This is a genomic window from Azospirillum agricola (genome assembly GCF_020005195.1).
In the GTDB taxonomy this organism is placed as follows: Bacteria; Pseudomonadota; Alphaproteobacteria; order Azospirillales; family Azospirillaceae; genus Azospirillum; species Azospirillum agricola.
On the sequence record NZ_JAIFZR010000005.1, the window covers coordinates 2,739,360 to 2,762,537 of the forward strand.

Genomic DNA, 23,178 nt, shown 5'->3' on the forward strand with positions numbered 1-23,178 from the left:
GCCATGCGCGAAGCGGTGCCGCGACCGGCACATGTCTGGCACACACCTGCCCGGCGCATCGCCCCCCTCTTCGACGGACAGCATGAGCGCGACCCCCGGCGGCGGCGAACGCCCGATCATCATCAAGAAGAAGAAGGGCGGGCACGGCGGCCATCATGGCGGCGCGTGGAAGGTGGCCTACGCCGACTTCGTGACCGCGATGATGGCCTTCTTCCTGCTGCTGTGGCTGCTGAACGTCACCACCTCGGACCAGCGCAAGGGCATCGCCGACTATTTCTCCCCCGTCTCGGTCAGCCGCGAGCAATCGGGCTCGGGCGGCATGCTGGGCGGCAAGACCATCACCGTGCCGGGCGCGCAGATTTCCCCCTCCTCGCCGATGTCGGCCGACGTGCCGGTCTCCGGCCCGCCCGGCTACTCCTCGCAGGAGACGGAGGATTCCGACGACCCGACCGAGGCCGCCGTCGGTCCCGGCGAGGGCACCGGCCCCGGCCGCGAGGGCCAGACCGGCGCCAACGCCTCGATGAGCGCCGCTCCCGGCGCCACCGAGCAGAAGGGCAGCGAATCCCGCGCCGACTACCAGCGCCGCATGGAGGAGATGGCCAAGCAGCTCGGCATCCCCGGCCAGAAGCCCGGCGAGAAGCTCTCCGACTTCGGCGAGCGGGTGAAGGAGGCGAGCGAGCATCTCCAGGACGCCCAGCAGGAGGCCAAGCAGTTCCAGCAGGCCGCCAGCGAGATCCGCCAGGCCATCCAGTCGGTGCCGGAGCTGGAGCCGCTGGCCCAGAACCTGATGATCGACCAGACGCCGGAGGGCCTGCGCATCCAGATCGTCGACCAGGACCGCGTGTCGATGTTCCCCGGCGGCTCCGGCCAGATGTACCCGCAGACCCGCCAGCTCGTGCAGCAGGTCGCCAAGGCGCTGGTCAAGCTGCCCAACAAGCTGTCGATCAGCGGCCACACCGACGGCACCCCCTTCCCCGCCGGGTCGGGCCGCGACAACTGGGATCTGTCGAGCGAACGCGCCAACGCCACCCGCCGCGCGCTCATCGCCGGCGGCATCGACGAGGCGCGAATCCAGGACGTCGTCGGCAAGGCCGACCGCGACCCGCTGGCCCCCGACCAGCCCGGCAGCCCGCGCAACCGCCGCATCAGCATGGTTCTGCTGCGCGAATCCCAGGCGGTCCCGGCCGCCGGCGGCGCCTCGGCCGCGTCCGTTGCACCCGCTGCGACCAAAGCCTCACCAACACCGGCACCTAGGCGCTAAATTCTTTCGCAGTACCAGCCGAATTCTTGCTTTGCCCGTAGGCCGAGCAAGGAAACGCGTGTTTGCCCCTGTTCAAAGCGCGCGGCGATGCGTCATACTTGCTGCACAATCCGATGCCGCGGGGACGATGCCGCCCGGCGGCCGATGAATGGTCCGATACCAAGCGCGGGGGAGTCTGTGAGCGTACCCGAGGGCAAACCGTCAGACCTTTTGTCATCCTATGATCCCGGCCTGTATTTCGACGAACTGTTCGGAAGCATGGATTTGCCGGCCGAACACACGGCGCTGATACGGCAACGACTGTCGGGACTGGATTTCGATGAATTGCGCCGCCGGGCGCAGGATGTGGAGCGGGAACTCTACAATCTCGGCATCACCTTCATCGTCTACTCCGACAAGGACGCGGTCGACCGCATCCTCCCCTTCGACACCATTCCCCGCGTCATCTCTGCCAAGGAATGGGCGCATCTGGAAGCGGGGGTCACCCAGCGCGTCACCGCGCTCAACCTGTTCCTCCACGACATCTACCACGACCAGAAGATCCTCAAGGACGGCGTGATCCCGCGCGACCTGGTCGAGGGCAACCACAATTTCCGCCCGCAGATGATCGGGCTCGACGTTCCGTTCAACACCTACATCCACATCATGGGCACCGATCTGGTGCGCGACCGCCAGGGCACCTTCCGGGTGCTGGAGGACAACGGCCGGGTGCCGTCGGGCGTGTCCTACGTGGTCGAGAACCGCCACATGATGCAGCGGGTCTTCCCCGACCTGATGCAGGACATCGGCATCCGCCCGGTCGACAATTACGGCCACAAGCTGCTGGACGCGATGATGGAGATCGCGCCGCAGGGGGTGACGGATCCGCAGGTGGCGCTGCTGTCGCCGGGCACCTACAACTCGGCCTATTTCGAGCACATCTTCCTCGCCCGCGAGATGGGCGTGCCGCTGGTCGAGGGCCGCGATCTGGTGGTGGAGAACGACCGCGTCTACATGAAGACGACCAACGGTCTGGCGCCGCTGCACTCGATCTACCGGCGGCTCGACGACGCCTTCCTCGACCCGCGCGCCTTCAACCCGGACAGCCTGCTCGGCGTGCCCGGCATCCTGGAGGCCTACCGCAAGGGCAACGTGGCACTCGCCAACGCCATCGGCACCGGGGTGGCCGACGACAAGGCGGTCTACTGCTACGTGCCGCGGATGATCAAATACTACCTCGACCAGGACCCGATCATCCCCAACGTCGACACCCGCATCTGCCGCGAGCCCGACGCCCTGCAATACACGCTGGATCATCTGGCCGAGCTGGTGGTCAAGCCGGTCGGCGAGGCCGGCGGCTACGGCATCACCATCGGCCCGCGCGCCAGCAAGGCCGAGTTGGAGGAGTGCCGCGCCAAGCTACTGGCCGACCCGTCCAACTACATCAGCCAGCCGGTGGTCGACCTGTCGGTCTGCCCGACCGTCACCGAGGACGGCATCGAGCCGCGCCACGTCGACCTGCGCCCCTTCGCGATCACGGCGAAAAACACCTGGGTGCTGCCCGGCGGCCTGTCGCGCGTCGCGCTGAAGAAGGGCACGCTGATCGTCAATTCGTCCCAGGGCGGCGGCTCGAAGGACACCTGGGTCTTGGAAGGTGCGGCATGAACCTGCTCGCCCGCTACGCCGAAAACATCTTCTGGATGGCCCGCTACATGGAGCGGGCCGAGAATCTCGCCCGCATCCTGGATGTGCACGAGAGCTTCGCGCGCGACACGCGCGGGGCGACCAACTGGTTCTCGATCGTCCAGCTGAACGCGGACGAGAAGGACTTCTTCAGCCGCCACGACCGCCCGACGGCCACCGCGGTCATCCATTACTACATGTTCGACACGCAGAACCAGAATTCGCTGCTGTCGATGCTGCGGATGGCGCGGGAGAACGCGCGGACCCTGCGCCCCTGGATCTCGACCGAGATGTGGACGCAGATCAACGTGTTCCACAACAAGCTGCTGGAGATGTCGGCCAAGGGCATCGCCACCCAGAACCTGTCCAAGGTCTGCACCTGGATCAAGGAGGAGTGCCAGACCCACGCCGGCATCACCGAGGGTACCTTCTACCGCGACCAGGGCTGGTACTTCTACCAGATGGGCAAATACATCGAGCGGGCCGACCAGACCACGCGCCTGCTCGACATCAAGTACCACACCCTGCTGCCCTCGCCGGTGGAGGTCGGGTCGACGCTGGACGTCAGCCAGTGGACCACGGTGCTGCGCTCGACCGCCGGCTACCACGCCTTCCGCCGGGTCTACCCGCGCGGCATGTCGCCGACCACGGTCGCCGGCTTCATGCTGTTCAACGAGGGCTTCCCGCGCTCGGTCGTCATGTGCGTCCGCCAGATCGACGGGCTGCTGACCCGGATGCGCTCGCGCTACGACCTGCGCGGCGGCTCGAACGCCATGGAGCGGGTGGACGAGCTGCTGGCGGCCCTGCTGTCGCGGCCGATCGAATCGGTGCTGCGTGACGGGCTGCACGAGTATCTCGACTGGATCCAGTTGCAGCTCAGCGTCGTCACCACCGAGATCGCCCAGGCCTTTTTTGGTATGGACGCGCCTCTGGCTGTTCAGAGCCAGTCGCAGTAAGCTGACCGGCGGGGGCCCCGAGCCCCCGCCCCCTTCCCGCCCCTTCCCACCCGTTGGGGCGCCCGTCGAGGCAACACCTGTCAGCATGTCGGTCATCCAGCCGCCGCAACGCCCCCTGCAGCAATTCTTCCGGTCGGGGCCGATGCCCTGCCCCTACCTGCCGGGCCGTGTCGAGCGCAAGCTGTTCACCCGCCTGGTCGGCCCCTACGCGACCGAGGTGAACTCCACCCTGTCGCGCGCCGGCTTCCGCCGCAGCCACGACATCGTCTACCGCCCGGTCTGCCCGAACTGCCAGGCCTGCGTGCCGGTGCGGGTGCCGGTCGCCGAGTTCGTCCCGACACGCTCGCAGCGGCGGGTGATCAAGCTGAACCAGGATGTCCGGCTGATCGAGCGCCCGGCCTACGCGACCTCGGAACAGTACCGGCTCTTCGCCCAGTACCAGAACTCCCGCCACGGCGAATCCGACATGGCGCGGATGGCGATGGGCGACTTCGCCGCGATGGTCGACGAGGGCCGCGCCGACACCAGCCTGCTGGAGGCGCGCGACGCCGAGAACCGGCTGATCGGCTGCATGCTGACCGACCGGCTGGCCGACGGCTTCTCCGCCGTCTACAGCTTCTACGACGCGTCGCAGGACCGCCGCAGCCTGGGCACCCACATGATCCTCGGCCTGATCGAGCGGGCGCGGATGGCGGGCATGCCCTACGTCTATCTCGGCTACTGGATCGCCGACAGCCGCAAGATGGCCTACAAGGCGCGCTTCCACCCGCTGGAGGCGCTGGGTCCCGAAGGCTGGCACCGCCGCCCCCGCATCGACGACGGTGAGGGCTGAGGGCAGGCGGGATCGCCCGTCCCGTTCCCGCGGAGGCTGTGTCTTCATGCCCGGACTTGAACCGGGCGTTCACGGGCAAACCTCCAAGCTTCCGCATGGATGCCCGGATCAAGTCCGGGCATGACGAAACGGAAAGGCGCCGGTGTCGCCACCGGCTTCCTCCCCATTCTTCAAAACCTGCTGCTCATGCCGCCTTGATGCGGACGATGAAGTTCTCGACGTCGTGGCGCAGGGTTTCGGCCTGCCGCGACAGCTCGCCGGCGGCACCCAGAACCTGACCGGCGGCGCTCCCCGCCTCGCCCGCCGCCTGGGTGACCTGGATGATGCTGCCGGTCACCTCCTGCGTGCCGCAGGCGGCCTGCTGGACGCTGCGGGAGATTTCGTTGGTCGCCGCCGACTGCTCCTCGATGGCGGCGGCGATGCCGGTGGTGATGTCGTTGATGCTGCCGATGGTCTCGCCGATGCCGGCGATCGCCTGCACCACGCCCTGGGTCGTCTGCTGGATGGCGCTGATCTGCGACGCGATCTCCTCGGTGGCCTTCGCCGTCTGACCGGCGAGGCTCTTGACCTCCGACGCGACGACCGCAAAACCCTTGCCGGCCTCGCCGGCGCGGGCGGCCTCGATGGTCGCGTTCAGCGCCAGCAGGTTGGTCTGGCTGGCGATGTCGGTGATCAGCCCGACGACCTCGCCGATCTTCTGCGCGGCTTCCGACAGGCTGCGCACCGTCTCGCTGGTCCGCGCCGCCTCGCCCACCGCCTTGCCGGCGATGTCGGCCGAACGGATCACCTGGCCGCCGATCTCGCGGATCGAACTGGCCATCTCCTCGGTCGCGGTGGCGACCGTCTGCACGTTGGCGCTGGTCTGTTCGGCGGCCGACGCCACGACGTTGGCCTGGGCGTTGGTCTGCTCGGCCATCGCCGACATGCTGTGGGCGGTGGCGTCCAGCTCCGACGCGGCGGCGGCGACGGTGCGGAGCGCCGTGGAGGCCGACGCGTCGAACTCGGCGACCATGCGGTCGATGGCTTCGGCCCGGCGCTGCTTGGCCTGCTGCTCGGCGACCTGGATGGCAGCGAGGCGGTCGGCCTCGATCAGGCCGTCCTTGAAGACCTGGACGGCGCGCGCCATGGCGCCGATCTCATCCCTCCGCTCCGTGCCGTCGATCGCCACGCCCATGTCATGATTCGCCAACCGCCCCATCATCCCGGTCATCGCCTGCACCGGACGGGCCACGGTGACGACGATCATCCAGCCCGCCGCGATGCAGCCGGCGACAACCGCCACCAACGCACCGATGATCCACAGGCGGCTGGAGAAATAGATCGCCTCGCCGGCGTTCGCCGCCCGGATGGCCTCCCGCTGGTTGTAGCCGATCAGTTCCTCGAGGATCGCCTTCGACTTGCGGTGCTCGTCGCGCGACACCCCGCGAAAGATCGCCCCGGCCTTCTCATTGTCGTTCTTGCGGGACAGCGGGAGGAGTTGCTGCGTGCTGATCGCAAGATAATGGTCCCACGAGGCGTTGAACTTGCGGAAGGTTTCCGTTTCCCAGCCGGGTGTCAGCAGCCTCTCGTAAGCCTTGATCTTCCCGGCGATGGAGCGGGCGGTCTCTTCCAGCGTGCGGTCCTCGACCGCGATCTCCTCGGGCGTCGTCGCCATCACATGGGCGCCCTCGACCACCCGGTAGAAGTCGAAGGCGATGTTGAGGCCGGCGATCGCCGTCGCCGAAGGCAGCCAATTGTCGCGGATGGCCGAAGCCTCGTCGTTGACCACCGACAGGCGGTTGACGGCGAAGCCGCCAAGAGCGACGGCGCACAGCAGCACGACCGAGAAGGCCCCGATCGCCTTCTGTTTCACCGATGCGTTCGACAACCAGGACATTTTCCGCCACTCCCTCATTCTTTGCTCGGTCCCGTCGGCGGCCGGCCCTCGATGCGGAAAACCGCGATCCGACAGCGGGACAAGAGCGCTCGATCCGTTCATGAGGCCGAAGAAGCAAAGGCTGTGCCGCAACCCAGGGATGGTTTAGCCGCAACAATTTTGGCACGCCCAACAATGCCTTGGAGGTAACAGGCGCCCTTTCGGGCAATCAAACCCATCGCTTCACGTCTGGACAAATGGGATCCTTTCGGAATCTGCCTCGCGAAATGCGAAAACGAACCCGCCGGCTCACATCTACGTGATTCCACGTAGCTCCTTCGTATCCCTTGCAAGCATCTGACCAGAAATGGATATTTCTGCTCAAACTGATCTTTTGGTGTACCCTCTTTCCGCAGGGCGTCGTTTCGCGGCGCAGACACGCGGCAGCAACAAAAGGAAACGGGCCGGCTCGACCGCGCCCCTGCAACAGGGAGGCTTCTCCGTTGGGAGTCCTGCTCAAAATCAGCGGGCTGATCGATGCCGTGAATGACGGCATCGGCAAACTCGTCTATTGGCTGGTGCTCGTCGCCGTCATCGTCAGCGCCGGCAACGCGGTGATCCGATACACGTTGAACACAAGCTCCAACGCCTGGCTGGAGCTGCAATGGTATCTGTTCTCGGCGGTGTTCCTGCTGTGCGCGGGCTACACGTTCCTGCGCAACGAGCACATCCGCATCGACGTCATCCTCGGCCGCTTTTCCAAGCGGGTGCAGGCGGCGGTCGACGTCTTCGGAATCCTGTTCTTCATGCTCCCGATGACGATCCTCATCATGGTTCTGTCCTGGCCGATGTTCAAGGACAGCTTCCTCACCAACGAGATGTCGAGCGACGCCGGCGGCCTGATCCGCTGGCCCGCCAAGCTCCTGGTTCCGGTCGGTTTCTTCCTGCTGACCGCGCAAGGGGTGTCCGAACTGATCAAGCGCATCGCCTTCCTCGCCGGCGTCATCGACGAGCCGGGCGAGAAGATGCACGGCCACTCATAAGCACCGGGAGCCACACAGGATGCTCGCTTTCATAGCCGAGAATTTGGCGCCGGTGATGTTCGGCGCCCTGGTTCTGTTTCTTCTGATGGGGTTCCCGGTCGCCTTCGCGCTGGCCGCCAACGGTCTGGTCTTCGGCCTGATCGGCATCGAACTGGGCCTGCTGACCCCGGCCCTGATGCAGGCGCTGCCGGAACGCGTGTTCGGCATCATGCGCAACGACACGCTGCTGGCGATTCCCTTCTTCACCTTCATGGGGCTGATCCTCGAACGGTCGGGCATGGCCGAGGATCTGCTCGACACCATCGGCCAGCTCTTCGGCCCGATCCGCGGCGGCCTCGCCTTCGCGGTCATCTTCGTCGGCGCGCTCTTGGCGGCGACCACCGGCGTGGTGGCGGCCTCGGTCATCTCGATGGGACTGATCTCGCTGCCGATCATGCTGCGCTACGGCTACGACCGGCGGATCGCCAGCGGCGTCATCGCCGCGTCGGGCACGCTGGCCCAGATCATTCCGCCCTCGCTGGTGCTAATCGTGCTGGCCGACCAGCTCGGCCGCTCGGTCGGCGACATGTACGCCGGCGCGCTGATCCCCGGCCTCGTGCTGACCGGCCTCTACGCCGGTTACATCATTCTGACCGCCATCATCCGTCCGGAGGCCGTCCCGGCCCTGCCGATGGAGGCGCGGACGCTGCAAGGCGCCAAACTGTTCCTGCGTGTCATCACCACGCTGGTGCCGCCGCTGGTGCTGATCTTCCTGGTGCTGGGCACCATCTTCCTCGGCATCGCCACCCCGACCGAGGGCGGCGCCATGGGAGCCGCCGGCGCGATCCTGCTGGCGCTCGCCAAGAGGAAGCTCGGCTGGTCGCTGATGCGCCAGGCGATGGATTCGACGGCGAAGCTGTCCTCCTTCGTCCTGTTCATCCTGATCGGCTCGACCGTGTTCGGCCTCGTCTTCCGCGCGGTCAACGGCGACCTGTGGGTCGAACATCTGCTGACCGGCCTGCCCGGCGGCCAGCTCGGCTTCCTGATCGTCTGCAACATCCTGGTCTTCGTCCTGGCCTTCTTCCTCGACTTCTTCGAGCTGGCCTTCATCATCGTGCCGCTGCTGGGGCCGGTGGCGGACAAGCTGGGCATCGACCTGATCTGGTTCGGCGTGCTGCTCGGCGTCAACATGCAGACCAGCTTCATGCACCCGCCCTTCGGCTTCGCGCTGTTCTTCCTGCGCAGCGTGGCGCCAAAGACCGACTACATCGACAAGGTCACCGGCAAGCTGACCGCCAAGGTCACGACCGGCCAGATCTACTGGGGAGCGGTTCCCTTCGTCATCATCCAGCTCATCATGGTGGCGCTGGTCATCGCCTTCCCCAGCCTGGTCGATGCCGGCCTGGATCGCGGACCGGCCATCGATCTCGACAAGGTGAAGATCGAGATCCCGTCCTTCGAGGACAACGCCCCCCCGCCCTTCCCCGGGCAGGAAGACGACCCGAACAACGACATCATGAAGCAGTTTCAGCAGAAGTGACGCGTCACGGGGCTGGCGTGGAAGAGGGGCCGGAATTTTCCCGGCCCCTTTTTCCTTTGCCCTTCCTCAAGATACGGCCACGAAAAAGGCCCCGCGCGAGCGGGGCCTCCCGATGCCTTCTCCTTCAAGCTTGCCCGTGGATGACTGGGCGAGCCCGGTCATGACGACGGCTGCCGAAGGGACGGCTGCCGAAGGAGCGATGCCTACTTCTTCGAAGCCAGCGGGCCCGCGGCGTAGACGAAGCGGTCGAAGCTGTATTCCGCCACGCGGAACCACAGATACTCCTCCTCGCGGAACTTGCGCCACTGCTCGTAGATCTTGCGGAACTTCTCGTTCTTGGCGGCCTCTTCCTCGTAGGTCTCGATGGCGGCCTGGTAGCACGCCTGCATGACCTCGTTCGGGAAGGGGCGGAGCTGCGTGCCGGCGGCGACCAGACGCTTCAGCGCCAGCATGTTCTGGACGTCGTACTTACCCAGCATGTCGAGCGTCGCATCGGAGCAGGCCGCCTCCAGCGCCGCCTTGTAGTGCTTCGGCAGCGCATCGTACTGCGCCTGGTTGACCATCATCGACACCTGCGGGCCGCCTTCCCACCAGCCCGGATAATAATAGTACTTGGCGACCTTCTGGAAGCCGAGCTTCTCGTCGTCGTAGGGGCCGACGAACTCGGCGCTGTCGATGGTGCCCTTCTCCAGCGCCGGGTAGATGTCGCCGCCGCCGATCTGCTGCGGGACGACGCCCAGCTTGGCCATGATCGTGCCCGCGTAACCGCCGATGCGGAACTTCAGACCCTTCAGATCCTCGACGGTCTTGATCTCCTTGCGGAACCAGCCGCCCATCTGGGTGCCGGTGTTGCCGGCGCAGAACTGGACGATGTTGTGGCCGGCGAAGAATTCGCGCATCAGTTCCTTGCCGCCGCCATGGGTCATCCAGGCGTTCTGCTGGCGGGCGTTCAGGCCGAAGGGCATCGCCGCGTCGAAGCAGAAGGTCGGATCCTTGCCGACATAGTAATAGGAAACGGTGTGGCCGCACTCGATGGTGTTGTCCTTCACCGCGTCCAGCACCTGGAGCGCCGGAACGATCTCGCCGCCGGCGAAGACGCGGATCTGGAACTTGCCCTCGGTGATTTCGGCGACGCGCTTGGCGACGAATTCGGCGCCACCGTAGATGGTGTCCAGGCTCTTGGGAAAGCTGGAGGCGCAGCGCCACTTGATCTCGGGATTGCTTTGCGCGATGGCCGGAGCAGCCAGCGTGCTGGCAGCGACACCCACACCGGCAGAGGTCAGAAAAGCCCGACGTTTCATGGAGAAGACTCCCTTGTTCATTTTCTGTTTTGAGTTTTTTCAGCGTGTCCACACCCCATCGTGCCGGCCGGTTCCGGAGCGGCCCGACGGAACGGGCAAGGAAAGCGGGAAAATCGGGGTGCGTGGCTGATCATTCCGGACGGTGCGGCCGCTCCACCCCAGCTTTCTTTCGCTGATCGGATTATGCAGGAAGCGGATGGTCCCGATCAAGGCCCAACGAAAAATGCGTGTATTTCGTCAGGGGGTTACCGGCGCGGGACGAACCCGCGCCGGTGGGGGCGCCGCTCAGGTGAAACGGTTCTGCTTGGGGAAACCGTTGGGCACAGTCCAACCGGTCTTGGCCTTGTCGTCAAACCAGCGGTTCAGATCGGTCACAACGAATTTGCGCCCACCATTCTCCCAGCTCAACCCATCGTCCATGGCGAAGGTCTTCACATCGGAAACGCTGCCGTCCTTGTAACGCTGGAGCGTCACCCCCTTGCCCCGCGTCATCAACGGCACCTCGGCCAGCGGCAGCACACGCATCTTACGGTTGTTTCCGACGACCGCGACATGATCGCCGTTGATCAGGTGACAGATACGGGCGCTCTTGCCCTCGTCCAAATTCAGCACCTGCCGGCCACTGCGGGTCTGGGCGAGCAGTTCGCTCTCCTCGATCTGAAAACCGCGCCCATCCTCGGACACCACCAACCGCAGGCCGGCCGGATGATGGCGGAACAGGTCGACGATCTCGGCGTCGTTGCCGAGGTCGATCATCAGCCGCACCGGCTCGCCGAAGCCGCGGCCGCGCGGCAGCTTGTCGACCCCCACCGTGAAGAACTTGCCGTTGCTGGCGAAGACCAGCAGCTTGTCGGTCGTCTCGCAGGGGATGACGAAGCCCTTGGAATCGCCGTCCTTGTACTTCACGTCCTCGGCGTCGGTCAGATGGCCGCGCACCGCGCGGATCCAGCCCTTGGCGGAGCAGATGACCGTCACCGGCTCGCGCTCGACCGTCGCCTCCAGCGGCACCTCGATGAGGGCCGGGGCGTCGGCGACGTCGGTGCGCCGCTTGCCGAGCGCTCCGCCTCCGAACTTCTTCTTGATCTCGGCGATTCCCTCGGCGATGCGCTTCCAGCGCAGCCCCTCGTCGCCCAGCAGTTCGAGCAGACCGTTCTTCTCGGCGGTCAGCGCGTCGTGCTCGCGCCGGATCTCCATCTCCTCCAGCTTGCGCAGGTTGCGCAGCCGCATGTTGAGGATGGCGTCGGCCTGCACGTCGGTCAGCGAGAAGGCGCGGATCAGCTCCTGCTTGGGCTCGTCCTCCTCGCGGATGATGCGGATGACCTCATCGAGATTCAGGTAGGCGACCAGATAGCCGCCGAGAATCTCCAGCCGGTGGTCGATCTGCCGCAGCCGATGGTTCGAGCGGCGGACCAGCACCTCGTGCCGGTGGTCGAGGAAGGCCTGGAGCACCTCGCGCAGGTTCATCACGCGCGGCACATGGTCGGCGCCCAGCACGTTCATGTTCAGCGCAAAACGGATCTCCAGATCCGTCGCCTGGAACAGCGAGGCCATCAGGACCTCGGGATCGACGTTGCGGTTCTTCGGCACCAGCACCAGGCGGATGTCCTCGGCCGATTCGTCGCGGACGTCCTCCAGCAGGATCAGCTTCTTGTTGGTCAGCAGCTCGGCGATCTTCTCGATCAGCCGGGCCTTCTGCACCTGGTAGGGGATCTCGGTGACGACGATCTGCCAGGTCCCCTGCCCCATCCGCTCCACCGTCCAGCGGGCGCGCAGGCGGAAGGCGCCGCGCCCGGTGCGGTAGGATTCGACGATGCTCGCGCGGGGCTCGACCAGCAGGCCGCCGGTCGGGAAATCGGGGCCGGGCATGAAGCCGACCAGCGTCTCGATCGAGGCGTCGCGGTGCTTGATCAGGTGGCGCAGCGCGTCGCAGATCTCGCCGACATTGTGCGGCGGGATGTTGGTCGCCATGCCGACGGCGATGCCGCTCGACCCGTTGGCCAGCAGGTTGGGGAAGTTGGCCGGCAGGACCGCCGGCTCGTCGCCATCGCCGTCGTAGGTCGGACGCAGGTCGACGGCGTCCTCGTCGATGCCGTCCAGCAGGGCCTTGGCGACCTCGGTCAGCCGCGCCTCGGTGTAGCGCATGGCCGCGGCGCTGTCGCCGTCGATGTTGCCGAAATTGCCCTGCCCGTCGATCAGCGGGTAGCGGACGGCAAAGCTCTGCGCCAGACGCACCAGCGCGTCGTAGACCGACGTGTCGCCGTGCGGGTGGAACTTGCCGATGACGTCGCCGACGACGCGGGCCGACTTCTTGGGCGGCGTCGTCGGCTCCAGCCGGAGCTGGCTCATGGCGTAGAGCAGGCGGCGGTGCACCGGCTTCAGCCCGTCGCGCACGTCGGGCAGCGAGCGGGACATGATGGTCGACAGCGCGTAGCTGAGATAGCGCTCGCCGAGCGCGTCGGCGAGCGGCTTCTCCAGGATGTCGAGGGCGGGATCTTGCGGCTTCATGCCGTGTGTCTACCAGTTCTAGCGCGGGCGCGCTACCGCGTTCGCGTAACGTTCTCTTAATCGCTCGCGCGCCGGCGGCAGCGGCCCATTCAGCAGATGGCGCTCCAGGAAATGGCCGGTCAGGCGCAGGCCATGCTCGACCTCCGCCGGCCCGCCGCCGCCCCGTCCGGCCAGGAAATCGGGCAGCGGCAGCAGCCGCTCGCGGTAGGGTTCACCGACCGAGGCGGTGACGGCGCGGCCGGTGCGCGGGCTGACATAGGCAAGGTAGTCGTTGGCGCCCGACACCGCGCAACGGTCGAGATCCAGCCCGAAGCCAAGCTCGGCCAGCAGCCCGATCTCCCACCGCACGTAGGCCTCGGCCCAGGCCGGCGCGTCGAGCAGCCCGAACAGCGCCAGAAGCCCGTCGAACAGCGCCGGGTGGGGGTCATGCTCGGGGGCGGCCGCTTCCACCAGGGCGCAGGCACTGGCCAGCGCCGCAAGCGCCGCCGGGTCGTCGAAGAAGGCGGCGGCGTAGCCTCGGACCGGCTCCAGCGTGAAGTGGCCGAGATGCTCGGCCAGCCGGCCCCGCCAACGCGCGGCGACCAGCGTTCCGGGTTCCATCGCGCCGCGCAGGCGGGGAGAGCGTCCGCCCATGACCAGCCCGGCGTGCCGCCCGTGCTCGCGGGTCAGCAACGTCGCGACGGCCGATCCCTCGCCCTGCGGGCGGGACGACAGAAGGATGCCCTGATCGGACCATTCCATGAACACAGCTCTATCAGGCGGGGCGATTTGTCGCCACCCCGGCTTTTGCAAGGGCGAGGCTTGACGTGCGCAACCATCGACGTATACGCCAAGCCCTCTTCATTGTTCCTTCACCAAGCCGTCCCTAGGATGGCATCATCCTTGAGCAACGGTGGGCCTCCCCGCCACACGCCGAGAGGTTCGACGAGGGGGTTTTGGGCAGCAACATCGATCGATATCTCCTGGCGGAAAAGGCCGGCTCCGAAGGCGTGTGGGATTGGGACCTGCGCAGCGACACGCTGTACCTCTCCCCCCGCTTCAAGGAGTTCCTCGGCCTGCCTCCCGGCGACGTGAACCGGCCCGGCGACTGGCTGTCACTGGTGCACGCCGACGATGTCGATTGGCTGCACGCCTCCTTCGAGGCCCAGATGGTCGGGCTGTCGGTGCCGTTCCAGATCGAGCACCGGGTCCGCCGTGCCGATTCCGCCAAGACGGGCGAGGCGCGCTGGCGCTGGCTGGTCTGCCGCGGCATGGCGGTGATGGACGATTCCGGCGAGCCGGTCCGGCTGGTCGGTTCGGTCTCCGACATCACCGACCGCAAGACCGCCGAGCAGGAGTTGCGCCGCAGCGAGGAGCGCTACGCGCTCGCCGCCGCCGCAAGCAACGACGGGCTCTACGACTGGGATCTCGTCACCGACCGGGTCTATTACTCGCCGCGCTGGGCGTCGCTGCTCGGACTCGCGGCGACCGAACTGACGGACAGCCCGCAGGAATGGCTGGGCCGAATCCACCCGGCCGACCGCAGCGTCATGCTCGACGCGCTGGAGGCGCTGGGAAGGCCCGGCGACGCCGCCTTCCAGGTCGAGTACCGCATGCGCACCGCCGACGGCGCCACCCGCTGGATGGCCTGCCGCGGCATCGCCGTGCTCGACCCCGCCGGCACGCCGATCCGGCTGGTCGGCAGCCAGGCCGACGTCACCGACCGCAAGACCGCCGAGCAGCGCCTGCGCCAGAGCGAGGAGCGCTACGCGCTCGCCGCCGCCGGGGCCGCCGACGGGCTGTGGGACTGGCAGGTCGACAGCGGGGAGATCTATTACTCGCCGCGCTGGAAGGCGATGCTCGGCTACGGCGAGGCCGAGATTTCCGGCACCATCGCCGAGTGGTTCGACCGGGTGACGCCCAGCGACCTCGACGGGCTGCGCAGCGCCATCAACCTGCATCTGACCGGCGAGCGCAACCATCTCCAGCACGAGTTCCGCATCCGCCGCGCCGACGGCGACGAGGCCTGGATGCTGGTGCGCGGGCTGGCGGTGCGCAACGAGCAGGGGTCGGCCGTCCGCATCGCCGGCTCGATGACCGACATCACCGCCCGCAAGAAGGCGGAGCAGCAGTTGCTGTTCGACGCCTTCCACGACCCGATGACCGGCCTGCCCAACCGCACCCTGATGCTCGACCGCATCGGGCAGGCGCTGGACCGCAACAAGCGGACCGGCGCGCGGCAGTTCGCCACCATCCTGATCGACCTCGACCGCTTCAAGTCGATCAACGACGCGCTCGGCACCGCCACCGGCGACCGGCTGCTGCGGATCATCGCCAAGCGGCTCGACAACAGCCGCCGCATCGGCGACACGCTGGCCCGGCTGTCGGCCGACGAGTTCGCCATCCTGCTCGACGACATCGACGACGCCGGCGACGCGCTGGGCGCGGCGGAGCGCATGGCGCAGGCGATCTCCCGCCCGGTGAACCTGGACGGCCATGACATCGTGCTGACCGCCTCGATCGGCATCGCGCTGAGCGCCACCGGCTACGAGAAGCCGGAGGACATGCTGCGCGACGCCAGCCTCGCCATGTACCGCGCCAAGTCGGGCGGGCGGGCGCGCATCGACGTGTTCGACGGCAACCTGCGCCGGCAGGCGATGGCGGTGATGCGGACCGAGGCCGACCTGCGCACCGCGCTGGAGCAGGACCAGCTCTGCCTGCACTACCAGCCCATCGTGTCGCTGAAGACGGGGGCCATCGCCGGCTTCGAGGCGCTGATGCGCTGGAACCACCCGGACCGCGGGCTCGTTCCGCCGATGGAGTTCATCCCGCTGGCCGAGGAGTCCGGGCTGATCCTGCCGATGGGCCGCTGGGCGCTGGAGGAGGCGACCCGTCAGCTCGTGGCGTGGCAGCGGCAGTTCCCGCGCCCGACCCCGCTGTTCATGAGCGTCAACGTCTCCCCACGCCAGTTCCGCGACGACGACCTCGCCGGGGTGGTGGAGGATCTGCTGGAACGGACCGCCATCCCACCGTCGAGCCTGAAGCTGGAACTGACCGAAAGCCTGCTGATGCAGGATCCGGACAAGTGCCGCGAGGTGATGCGGCGGATCCGCGCCATGGACGTGCGGCTGTCGATCGACGATTTCGGCACCGGCTATTCCTCGCTGGCCTACCTGCACAGCTTCCCGGTCGACACGCTGAAGATCGACCGCACCTTCGTCAAGGCGCTGTCGTCCGGCGAGGGGAACGCCGCCATCGTCCAGGTCATCGCCACCCTCGCCACCATCCTCAACATGGACGTGGTCGCCGAAGGGGTTGAATCCGAGAGCGAGGCGGAGTATCTGCGCGACATCATGTGCCAGTACGCGCAGGGCTACCACTTCGCCCGCCCCACCCCGGCCGCCGCCGCCGAGCGTCTGCTGGTGGCCGAGACCGAACGCGCGCTGGCCTCCTAGGCAACCCGCATACCCCAAGGAGAACCCCCGCATGTCCGACCGCAGTTGCGGCGAATGCACCCTGTGCTGCAAGCTGATGGGGGTGCCGGAGCTGAAGAAGCCCTCCGCCAAATGGTGCGCCTCCTGCGACCAGGGCAAGGGCTGCTCGATCTACGAGGAGCGCCCGCCATCCTGCCGGAACTTCCAATGCTTCTGGCTGATGGACGAGAATTTCCCGGACGAGTTCCGACCCGACCGCATCCACGCGCTGGCCGCCTTCAACGACGTGAAGAACAGCTGCGTGCTCCATGTCGACCCGGCCAAGCCGCGCGCCATGGGCAGCCGCGAGGTGCGGGCACTGACCGACGCGCTTCTCAAGGTCTATGAGAAGGTGTTCTTCCTGTGCGGCAAGGAAAGCGCGATGTTGCAGCGGTGATGCGCCTGCCCCCCGAAGATTTGATCGATGAATCTTCGATTGGGAATTGCCGCCATGCCTATTCCACTGTCCTCGTCATGACCGGGCTTGTACCGGTCATCCACGTGCAATCTCTTTTGCATGATTTGCGGGCGTGGATGCCCGGCACAAGGCCGGGCATGACGAACAGACAGAGGCATGTTTGGGCAAAGGCAGACCTCACGACGCCCCGAAATCCAGCCCCCAGGCCGAATAGCGTTCGGGATCGTCGACCCAGCCCTCGCGCACCTTGACGAACAGGATCAGGTGGACGCGGCGCTCCAGCATCTTCTGCAACTCGCCGCGCGCCGACTGGCCCAGCGACTTGATGCGCTGGCCGCCCTTGCCCAGCACGATGGCCTTCTGGCTTTCGCGCTGGACGAAGATCACCTGCGAGATCTTCACCGACCCGTCGTCGAACTCCTCCCAGGTCTCGGTCTCGACCGTCGCCGAATAGGGAAGCTCCTGGTGCAGTTGCAGGAACAGCTTCTCGCGCGTGATCTCCGCCGCCAGCAGGCGCATCGGCATGTCGGAGATCTGGTCCTCCGGGAAATGCCAGGGACCCTCGGGCAGCCGTTCGGCCAGGAACTTCCTCAGATGGGCGACGCCGTCCTCGGTCGAGGCCGACACCATGAAGATGTCGGTGAACACGCCGCTCTGCTGGAACTCGTCGGCGATGCCGAGCAGCACGTCGCGCTTCACCAGATCGATCTTGTTGAGGATCAGGATGGCCTGCCGGCCCTGCTCCTTCAACCGGGCGACGATGCTGCGGGTGTCGTCGTCGATGCCGCGGCGCGACACGTCGTAGAGCACGCCGATGACGTCGGCGTCGTCGGCCCCCTGCCACGCCGCCGCGACCATGGCGCGGTCGAGCCGGCGCTTGGGCTTGAAGATGCCGGGCGTGTCGACGAAGATCAGCTGGCTGTCGCCCTCGATGGTGATGCCGAGCACGCGGGTGCGCGTCGTCTGCACCTTGGGGCTGACGATCGACACCTTGCTGCCGATCATCGCGTTCAGCAGCGTCGACTTGCCGGCGTTGGGGGCGCCGACCAGCGCCACGAAGCCGCAGCGCGGGTTCTCCGGCATGGAGACGAGCGGCGGCAGTTCGATGCCGGCGCTCTCCACCGTCTCGCCCTCCTCCCCGTCCTCGTCGTCAGCGCCTTCCTCGGAACCCTCCGGGGCGTCCTCGAAATCCTCATCCTCGAACGAATCGTCGATGTCGTCGCGACCGTCAGTCATCGACCTGCACTCCCACCTGGCGCAACAACGCGTTGGCCGCCTTCTTCTCCGCGACGCGCTTCGAGGGGCCGGTGCCGGTGACCGGCTCCATCCCCGCGACGCGCACCGCAACCACGAACACCGGCTCGTGCGCCGGGCCGCTGCGTTCGACCAGCTCGTAGCTGGGCAGCGGCTTGCCGCGCCCCTGCGCCCATTCCTGCAAGGTCGTCTTCGAATCGAGCGGCGGCGGAGCCGCCTTCTCGATGTGATCCGCCAGCGCGCCGCGGACGAAGCGGGTCACCGCCTCCAGCCCGCCGTCGAGATAGAGCGCGCCGAGCACGGCCTCGCAAGCGTCGCCCAGGATGGTGCGGTTGGCGCGCCCGCCGCTCTGCGCCTCGGCCGGCGACAGGCGCAGATAGGCGCCGAGCCCGATGGCGTCGGCGACCCGGCCCAGCGACTCGCGGCGCACCAGCGCGGCGTGCCGCTTGGCCAGCGCCCCCTCGCGGTCCTGCGGGTAATGCTCCAGCAACCATTCGGCGACGACGAGCCCGACCACGCGGTCGCCCAGGAACTCCAGCCGCTCGTAGGCGATGCCGGGGCCGTTGTGCGACTTGCGGCCGTTGCGCTCCAGTCCCATCAGGCTGGGGTGGGTCACCGCGTCCTGCAACAGCCCCAGATTGGCGAATTCGTGGCCGAGCGACCGGGCGAGCAACGCCACGTCCGCCGATTCCTCGCTGTGCTTTCCATGACCGGCGTCCGCAACGTTATGCGTGGACGCCGTCCGATCCTCTGTCAATTACCGGACTCCGCTGAACAGGCGGCTGAACCGGAGATCCACCGGCCAGCGCCACACCTCGAAGAAGCGGGTGCCTTCGTCGAGGGAGAAGAAAAGGAACTCGGCGCGGCCGACGAGATTTTCCACCGGGACGAACCCGACCTGGGCCGGCACCCGGCTGTCCAGCGAGTTGTCGCGGTTGTCGCCCATCATGAAGACGTGGTTCTCGGGCACCTTGTAGGCCGGCGTGTTGTCGAGCGGGCCGTTGTCCGACTCCTCGATGATCCGGTGGGTGCGGCCGTTGGGCAGCGTCTCGGCATATTGCGCGGTGCGCACCGTGCGGCCGAGCCCGTCCTGCGAGACGTAATCCTCGATGCGCTCGCGCTTCACCGGCTGGCCGTTGATGTGCAGCACGCCGCCGATCATCTGGATCGTGTCGCCGGGCAGGCCGATCACCCGCTTGATGTAGTCGGTCTTGTTGTCGCGCGGCAGCTTGAACACCGCCACGTCGCCGCGCTCCGGCAAACCGCCGAAGATGCGCCCCTCGAACAGCGGCACGCCGAAGGAGACGGTGTGCTTGCTGTAGCCGTAGGAGAATTTCGAGACGAACAGATAGTCGCCGATCAGCAGCGTCGGGATCATCGACCCGGACGGGATGTTGAAGGGCTCGAAGGCGAAGGTGCGCACGCCGAAGGCGATGATCACGGCGTAGAGCACCGTCTTCACCGTTTCGGCGAAGCCGGAGTCCTTGGGCTTGGCGGAGGTCGCCGTGTCCTTCTGGAAAGTCATGCTGGGTTCGCCGTGTCGGTGGGAAGGGTCGCCGGCCCGGTCTCGACGTCCGGTTCGGCGCTGATGATGACGAAGGCTTCCGCCATCGGGTACTCGTCGGTCAGGGTGACGTGGATGCGGGCGCGCATGCCGGGCGGCGTGATCGCCCGCAGCCGCTTCAGCGCGCCGCCGGTGAGGATCATGGTCGGCTGGCCGGACGGCAGGTTGACCACCCCCATGTCGCGCCAGAACACCCCGTCGCGGAAGCCGGTGCCGAGCGCCTTGGAACACGCCTCCTTGGCGGCGAAGCGCTTGGCGTAGCTCGACGCCCGCGCGCTGTGGCGCCCGGCCGAGCCGGCGCGACGCTCCGACTTCGCCTGCTCGACCTCGGTGAAGATGCGCTCGATGAAGCGCGCGCCGAAGCGTTCCAGCGATTTCTCGACGCGGCGGATGTCGATCAGATCGTTGCCGATGCCGAGGATCAGGCCTGGAATCATGCCGGCTCCCATCTTCATGGGCGGGCCGCCTTCATCGCCCCGCGCATGCGGGCGATGGCGTTGGTCAGCCCGACGAAGATCGCCTCGCCGATCAGGAAATGGCCGATGTTCAGCTCGACGATGGTCGGGATCGCGGCGACCGGCCCGACGGTGGCGTAGCTCAGCCCGTGGCCGGCGTGGCATTCCAGTCCGATGGCCTCGGCGTGGGCGGCGGCGCGGACGATGCGCTCCAGCTCGCGGGCCCGCGCCTCCGGAGTGTCCGCGTCGCAATAGGCCCCGGTGTGCAGTTCCACCACCGGGGCGCCGAGCGCCCTCGCGGCGTCGAGCTGCGCCGGCTCGGGATCGATGAACAGGGAGACGCGGATGCCGGCGGCGCCCAGCTCGCCGACCGGACGCGCCAGGGCGGCGGCGTTGCCGATCACGTCCAGGCCGCCCTCGGTCGTCACCTCGGTGCGCTTCTCCGGAACGAGGCAGGCGGCGTGCGGCTTGTGACGGAGCGCGATGGCCAGCATCTCGTCGGTCGCCGCCATTTCGAAATTCAGCGGGCGGCTGATCTCGGCCACCAGCCGCTCGATGTCGCGGTCGGTGATGTGGCGCCGGTCCTCGCGCAGATGGGCGGTGATGCCGTCGGCACCGGCCTCGATGGCGAGCAGCGCCGCGCGCACGGGGTCGGGATGCCCCCCCCCGCGTGCGTTGCGGACGGTCGCCACATGGTCGATGTTCACGCCTAGGCGCAGGAAACGGGACATCAAAGCACTCCAAACGGCCGCCGGCCGGTACCGGGAAAGCACGGCGATTCCGTCTATATAGCGGTGCCGGGGCGTCGCGTCACGCCCGATGCGGACGTTTCGCCCATCGCCGGTCGGGATCGGGAACGCCGTGCGGCGGAAACGGAGACGTCAGCGCCCCCGCGCCCGCTCCACCGAATGGATGACCGGGGTCGCGCGCAGGGCCGCCATGATGTTGGTCAGGTGCTTGGCGTCCTTCACGTCGATGTCGATCAGCAGCTCGAAATAGTCGGTGCTGCGGTTGGTGATCTTCTGGTGGATGATGTTGCCCTGGTTCTTGCCGATCACGGTAAACAGGGTGCCGAGCGAGCCCTGCTCGTTGCCGATGACCACGGTGATGCGGCCGACATGCTCCTCCGGCGTGTCCTGGCCGCTTTCCCAGGAGACGTCGATCCAGCGCTCCGGCGATTCGTGGAAGCTCTCCAGCGTCTCGCAGTCGATGGTGTGGATGGTGACGCCCTTGCCGGTGGTGACGATGCCGACGATGCGGTCGCCCGGCAGCGGGTGGCAGCAGCGGGCGTAATGCACCGCCATGCCGGGGATCAGGCCGCGGATCGGCAGCGGCGATTCCTTGCCGCGCGCCTTGGCCTTGGCCTTCTGGGTCTGCGCCGCCTTCTCGTCCAGGTCGCGCAGCGCCGGCTGGGCGTTCTGCGCCTTGTGGCCGGGGAAGACGGCGTGGAAGACCTCGCGCACCGTGTGCAGGCCGGAGCCGACACCGGCCATCAGATCGTCCACCGTCGGCTGCTGGAAGATCTTGATGGCCGCTTCCAGCGACTTTTCCGAGAACTCGTAGCCTTCCGCCTTGAACTGCCGCATCAGCATGCCGCGGCCGAGCTCGACATACTGGGCACGCTGCTGGGTGCGCAGGAACTTGCGGATGCGCGCCCGCGCCTTGCCGGTGACGACGAAGCGCTCCCAGCCGGGAACCGGGGTCTGCGCCTTCGAGGTGACGATGTCGACCTGGTCGCCGTTCTGCAACTGCGTGCGCAGCGGCAGCATGCGGCCGTTGATCTTGGCGCCGACGCAATGGTCGCCGACCTGCGAATGGACGGCGTAGGCGAAATCGACCGGGGTCGCGCCGCGCGGCAGCGCGATCAGGTCGCCCTTCGGCGTGAAGCAGAAGACCTGGTCCTGGAAGAGTTCGAGCTTGGTGTGCTCCAGGAACTCTTCCGGCTTCTGCGCGTGCTCCAGGATGTCGAGCAGCTCGCGCAGCCAGCGGTACTCGCCGCCCGTCGTGCGCGGCTGGTGATCCTGCTTGTAAGCCCAGTGGGCGGCGACGCCCAGCTCGGCGATCTCGTGCATGTCCTTGGTGCGGATCTGCACCTCGATCCGGTTGCGGCCGGGACCGATCACGCCGGTGTGCAGGCTGCGGTAGCCGTTGGGCTTCGGCGTCGAGATGTAGTCCTTGAAGCGCCCCGGCACCACCGGGTAATGGGCGTGGACGACGCCGAGCGCCTGATAGCATTCCCCCACCGTGTTGACGGTGATGCGGAAGGCCATGATGTCGGAAAGCTGTTCGAAGCTGACGTTCTTGCGCTGGAGCTTGCGCCAGATCGAATAGGCCGACTTCTCGCGCCCCGAGACGGGCACGTCGGGCAGCCCCTCCTCCGCCAGCACGTCGCGCAGCTCGGTGATGATGGTCTGGACGCGGCTCTCGCCCTCGGTGCGCAGGCGGGCGAGCTGGGCCAGGATGCTGTCGCGGGCATCGGGATTCAGCTCGGCGAAGGCGAGGTCGTCCAGTTCGTCCTTGATCTTGTGCATGCCGATGCGCTCGGCGAGCGGCGAGTAGATCTCGATCGTCTCGCGGGCGATCCGCTTGCGCTTTTCCGGCTTCTTCAGGTGGTAGAGCGTGCGCATGTTGTGAAGCCGGTCGGCCAGCTTCACCAGGAGGACGCGGATATCCTCCGACATGGCGATGACCAGCTTGCGGAAATTCTCCGCCTGCTTGGCCTGCTCGCTGTGCAGTTCCAGGCGCGACAGCTTGGTGACGCCGTCGACCAGCCGGGCGATCTCCTTGCCGAACACCCGCTCGATGTCCTCGAGCGTGGCGACCGTGTCCTCGACCGTGTCGTGAAGCAGGGCCGTGGCGATGGTGCCGGCGTCCAGCTTCATCTGGGTGAGGATGCCGGCGACTTCCAAAGGATGCAGGAAGTAGGGGTCGCCGGACGCGCGCGTCTGCGACCCGTGCGCCTTCATGGAGAAGACGTAGGCGCGGTTGAGGAGATCCTCGTCCGCCGAGGGATCATACGCCTTGACGCGCTCGACAAGCTCGTACTGCCGGATCATGCGGCCCGACCCGACGCGCGCGGCGTCCCCTCTTCGTGAAAAACT

At 67.1% G+C, this 23,178-nt stretch carries 18 protein-coding genes; 8 read left to right on the plus strand and 10 right to left on the minus strand.

Going from position 1 to position 23,178, the window contains the following annotated elements:
* The first annotated feature begins 82 nt into the window (after positions 1-82).
* The 4 genes from JN22_RS28035 to JN22_RS28050 all read left to right on the plus strand — a co-directional run bounded on the left by JN22_RS28035 (position 83) and on the right by JN22_RS28050 (position 4,711).
* Positions 83-1,261, plus strand: a complete 1,179-nt coding sequence (locus JN22_RS28035) for a flagellar motor protein MotB (RefSeq protein ID WP_085557006.1) — start codon at positions 83-85, stop codon at positions 1,259-1,261.
* A 258-nt stretch (positions 1,262-1,519) separates the two neighbouring features.
* Positions 1,520-2,905, plus strand: coding sequence for a circularly permuted type 2 ATP-grasp protein (locus JN22_RS28040; RefSeq protein ID WP_223677918.1), 1,386 nt, complete (start codon positions 1,520-1,522; stop codon positions 2,903-2,905).
* Entirely contained in the window at positions 2,902-3,879 is a 978-nt protein-coding gene (locus JN22_RS28045; RefSeq protein WP_085557008.1) for an alpha-E domain-containing protein, read from the plus strand. The genes JN22_RS28040 and JN22_RS28045 overlap by 4 nt, the downstream gene beginning before the upstream one ends.
* Before the next feature lie 85 nt (positions 3,880-3,964).
* Positions 3,965-4,711 (plus strand): arginyltransferase, encoded by a 747-nt coding sequence (locus tag JN22_RS28050; protein WP_085557009.1) that lies wholly within the window; start codon positions 3,965-3,967, stop codon positions 4,709-4,711.
* A 184-nt stretch (positions 4,712-4,895) separates the two neighbouring features.
* On the opposite strand, the gene JN22_RS28055 is transcribed toward JN22_RS28050, so the two are convergent.
* The gene (locus JN22_RS28055; protein WP_085557010.1) at positions 4,896-6,587 is read right to left on the minus strand and encodes a HAMP domain-containing methyl-accepting chemotaxis protein; all 1,692 of its coding nucleotides are present in this window, start codon (positions 6,585-6,587) and stop codon (positions 4,896-4,898) included.
* A gap of 482 nt (positions 6,588-7,069) precedes the next feature.
* Here JN22_RS28055 and JN22_RS28060 point away from each other — a divergent pair, with 482 nt between their 5' ends.
* Both JN22_RS28060 and JN22_RS28065 read left to right on the plus strand, forming a co-directional pair.
* Complete coding sequence (locus JN22_RS28060; protein WP_085557011.1) at positions 7,070-7,609, plus strand: TRAP transporter small permease subunit; 540 nt, start codon at positions 7,070-7,072, stop codon at positions 7,607-7,609.
* A 19-nt stretch (positions 7,610-7,628) separates the two neighbouring features.
* Positions 7,629-9,128, plus strand: coding sequence for a TRAP transporter large permease (locus JN22_RS28065; protein WP_085557012.1), 1,500 nt, complete (start codon positions 7,629-7,631; stop codon positions 9,126-9,128).
* Positions 9,129-9,331: 203 nt separating this feature from the next.
* Here JN22_RS28065 and JN22_RS28070 read toward each other — a convergent pair whose 3' ends face one another.
* The 3 genes from JN22_RS28070 to recO form a co-directional block, all read right to left on the minus strand.
* On the minus strand, positions 9,332-10,429 hold the full coding sequence (locus tag JN22_RS28070; RefSeq protein ID WP_085557377.1) for a TRAP transporter substrate-binding protein: 1,098 nt from the start codon (positions 10,427-10,429) through the stop codon (positions 9,332-9,334).
* A 285-nt stretch (positions 10,430-10,714) separates the two neighbouring features.
* Positions 10,715-12,934 carry a DNA topoisomerase IV subunit A gene (parC, locus tag JN22_RS28075; RefSeq protein WP_085557013.1) on the minus strand — a complete coding sequence of 740 codons (2,220 nt, stop codon included), beginning with the start codon at positions 12,932-12,934 and terminating at the stop codon, positions 10,715-10,717.
* Between the two features lie 18 nt (positions 12,935-12,952).
* Positions 12,953-13,675 (minus strand): DNA repair protein RecO, encoded by a 723-nt coding sequence (gene recO, locus JN22_RS28080; protein WP_085557014.1) that lies wholly within the window; start codon positions 13,673-13,675, stop codon positions 12,953-12,955.
* 194 nt (positions 13,676-13,869) lie between these two features.
* Between recO and JN22_RS28085 the strand changes: the two genes are divergently transcribed.
* Positions 13,870-16,368, plus strand: coding sequence for a sensor domain-containing protein (locus JN22_RS28085; protein ID WP_085557015.1), 2,499 nt, complete (start codon positions 13,870-13,872; stop codon positions 16,366-16,368).
* A 31-nt stretch (positions 16,369-16,399) separates the two neighbouring features.
* Positions 16,400-16,783, plus strand: a complete 384-nt coding sequence (locus JN22_RS28090; RefSeq protein ID WP_085557016.1) for a hypothetical protein — start codon at positions 16,400-16,402, stop codon at positions 16,781-16,783.
* 198 nt (positions 16,784-16,981) lie between these two features.
* On the opposite strand, the gene era is transcribed toward JN22_RS28090, so the two are convergent.
* The 6 genes from era to JN22_RS28120 all read right to left on the minus strand — a co-directional run bounded on the left by era (position 16,982) and on the right by JN22_RS28120 (position 23,133).
* Entirely contained in the window at positions 16,982-17,887 is a 906-nt protein-coding gene (gene era / locus JN22_RS28095) for a GTPase Era (protein ID WP_085557378.1), read from the minus strand.
* 145 nt (positions 17,888-18,032) lie between these two features.
* Positions 18,033-18,737, minus strand: coding sequence for a ribonuclease III (gene rnc / locus JN22_RS28100; RefSeq protein ID WP_223677919.1), 705 nt, complete (start codon positions 18,735-18,737; stop codon positions 18,033-18,035).
* Positions 18,738-18,815: 78 nt separating this feature from the next.
* Complete coding sequence (gene lepB / locus JN22_RS28105; protein ID WP_085557018.1) at positions 18,816-19,583, minus strand: signal peptidase I; 768 nt, start codon at positions 19,581-19,583, stop codon at positions 18,816-18,818.
* Complete coding sequence (gene acpS, locus JN22_RS28110; protein WP_449658112.1) at positions 19,580-20,077, minus strand: holo-ACP synthase; 498 nt, start codon at positions 20,075-20,077, stop codon at positions 19,580-19,582. Before acpS ends, lepB begins: the two co-directional genes overlap by 4 nt.
* Complete coding sequence (locus tag JN22_RS28115; RefSeq protein ID WP_085557019.1) at positions 20,074-20,808, minus strand: pyridoxine 5'-phosphate synthase; 735 nt, start codon at positions 20,806-20,808, stop codon at positions 20,074-20,076. Before JN22_RS28115 ends, acpS begins: the two co-directional genes overlap by 4 nt.
* Before the next feature lie 150 nt (positions 20,809-20,958).
* The gene (locus JN22_RS28120; RefSeq protein ID WP_085557020.1) at positions 20,959-23,133 is read right to left on the minus strand and encodes a RelA/SpoT family protein; all 2,175 of its coding nucleotides are present in this window, start codon (positions 23,131-23,133) and stop codon (positions 20,959-20,961) included.
* Between the last annotated feature and the right edge of the window lie 45 nt (positions 23,134-23,178).

Excerpts from the sequence above, each read along its gene's own strand:
- JN22_RS28035 (WP_085557006.1), top strand. The coding sequence starts at position 83 with ATGAGCGCGACCCCCGGCGGCGGCGAACGCCCGATCATCATCAAGAAG.
- JN22_RS28040 (WP_223677918.1), top strand. The coding sequence starts at position 1,520 with ATGGATTTGCCGGCCGAACACACGGCGCTGATACGGCAACGACTGTCG.
- JN22_RS28045 (WP_085557008.1), top strand. The coding sequence starts at position 2,902 with ATGAACCTGCTCGCCCGCTACGCCGAAAACATCTTCTGGATGGCCCGC.
- JN22_RS28050 (WP_085557009.1), top strand. The coding sequence starts at position 3,965 with ATGTCGGTCATCCAGCCGCCGCAACGCCCCCTGCAGCAATTCTTCCGG.
- JN22_RS28055 (WP_085557010.1), bottom strand. The coding sequence starts at position 6,587 with ATGTCCTGGTTGTCGAACGCATCGGTGAAACAGAAGGCGATCGGGGCC.
- JN22_RS28065 (WP_085557012.1), top strand. The coding sequence starts at position 7,629 with ATGCTCGCTTTCATAGCCGAGAATTTGGCGCCGGTGATGTTCGGCGCC.
- JN22_RS28070 (WP_085557377.1), bottom strand. The coding sequence starts at position 10,429 with ATGAAACGTCGGGCTTTTCTGACCTCTGCCGGTGTGGGTGTCGCTGCC.
- parC (WP_085557013.1), bottom strand. The coding sequence starts at position 12,934 with ATGAAGCCGCAAGATCCCGCCCTCGACATCCTGGAGAAGCCGCTCGCC.
- recO (WP_085557014.1), bottom strand. The coding sequence starts at position 13,675 with ATGGAATGGTCCGATCAGGGCATCCTTCTGTCGTCCCGCCCGCAGGGC.
- JN22_RS28090 (WP_085557016.1), top strand. The coding sequence starts at position 16,400 with ATGTCCGACCGCAGTTGCGGCGAATGCACCCTGTGCTGCAAGCTGATG.
- era (WP_085557378.1), bottom strand. The coding sequence starts at position 17,887 with ATGCCGGAGAACCCGCGCTGCGGCTTCGTGGCGCTGGTCGGCGCCCCC.
- lepB (WP_085557018.1), bottom strand. The coding sequence starts at position 19,583 with ATGACTTTCCAGAAGGACACGGCGACCTCCGCCAAGCCCAAGGACTCC.
- acpS (WP_449658112.1), bottom strand. The coding sequence starts at position 20,077 with ATGAAGATGGGAGCCGGCATGATTCCAGGCCTGATCCTCGGCATCGGC.
- JN22_RS28115 (WP_085557019.1), bottom strand. The coding sequence starts at position 20,808 with ATGTCCCGTTTCCTGCGCCTAGGCGTGAACATCGACCATGTGGCGACC.
- JN22_RS28120 (WP_085557020.1), bottom strand. The coding sequence starts at position 23,133 with ATGATCCGGCAGTACGAGCTTGTCGAGCGCGTCAAGGCGTATGATCCC.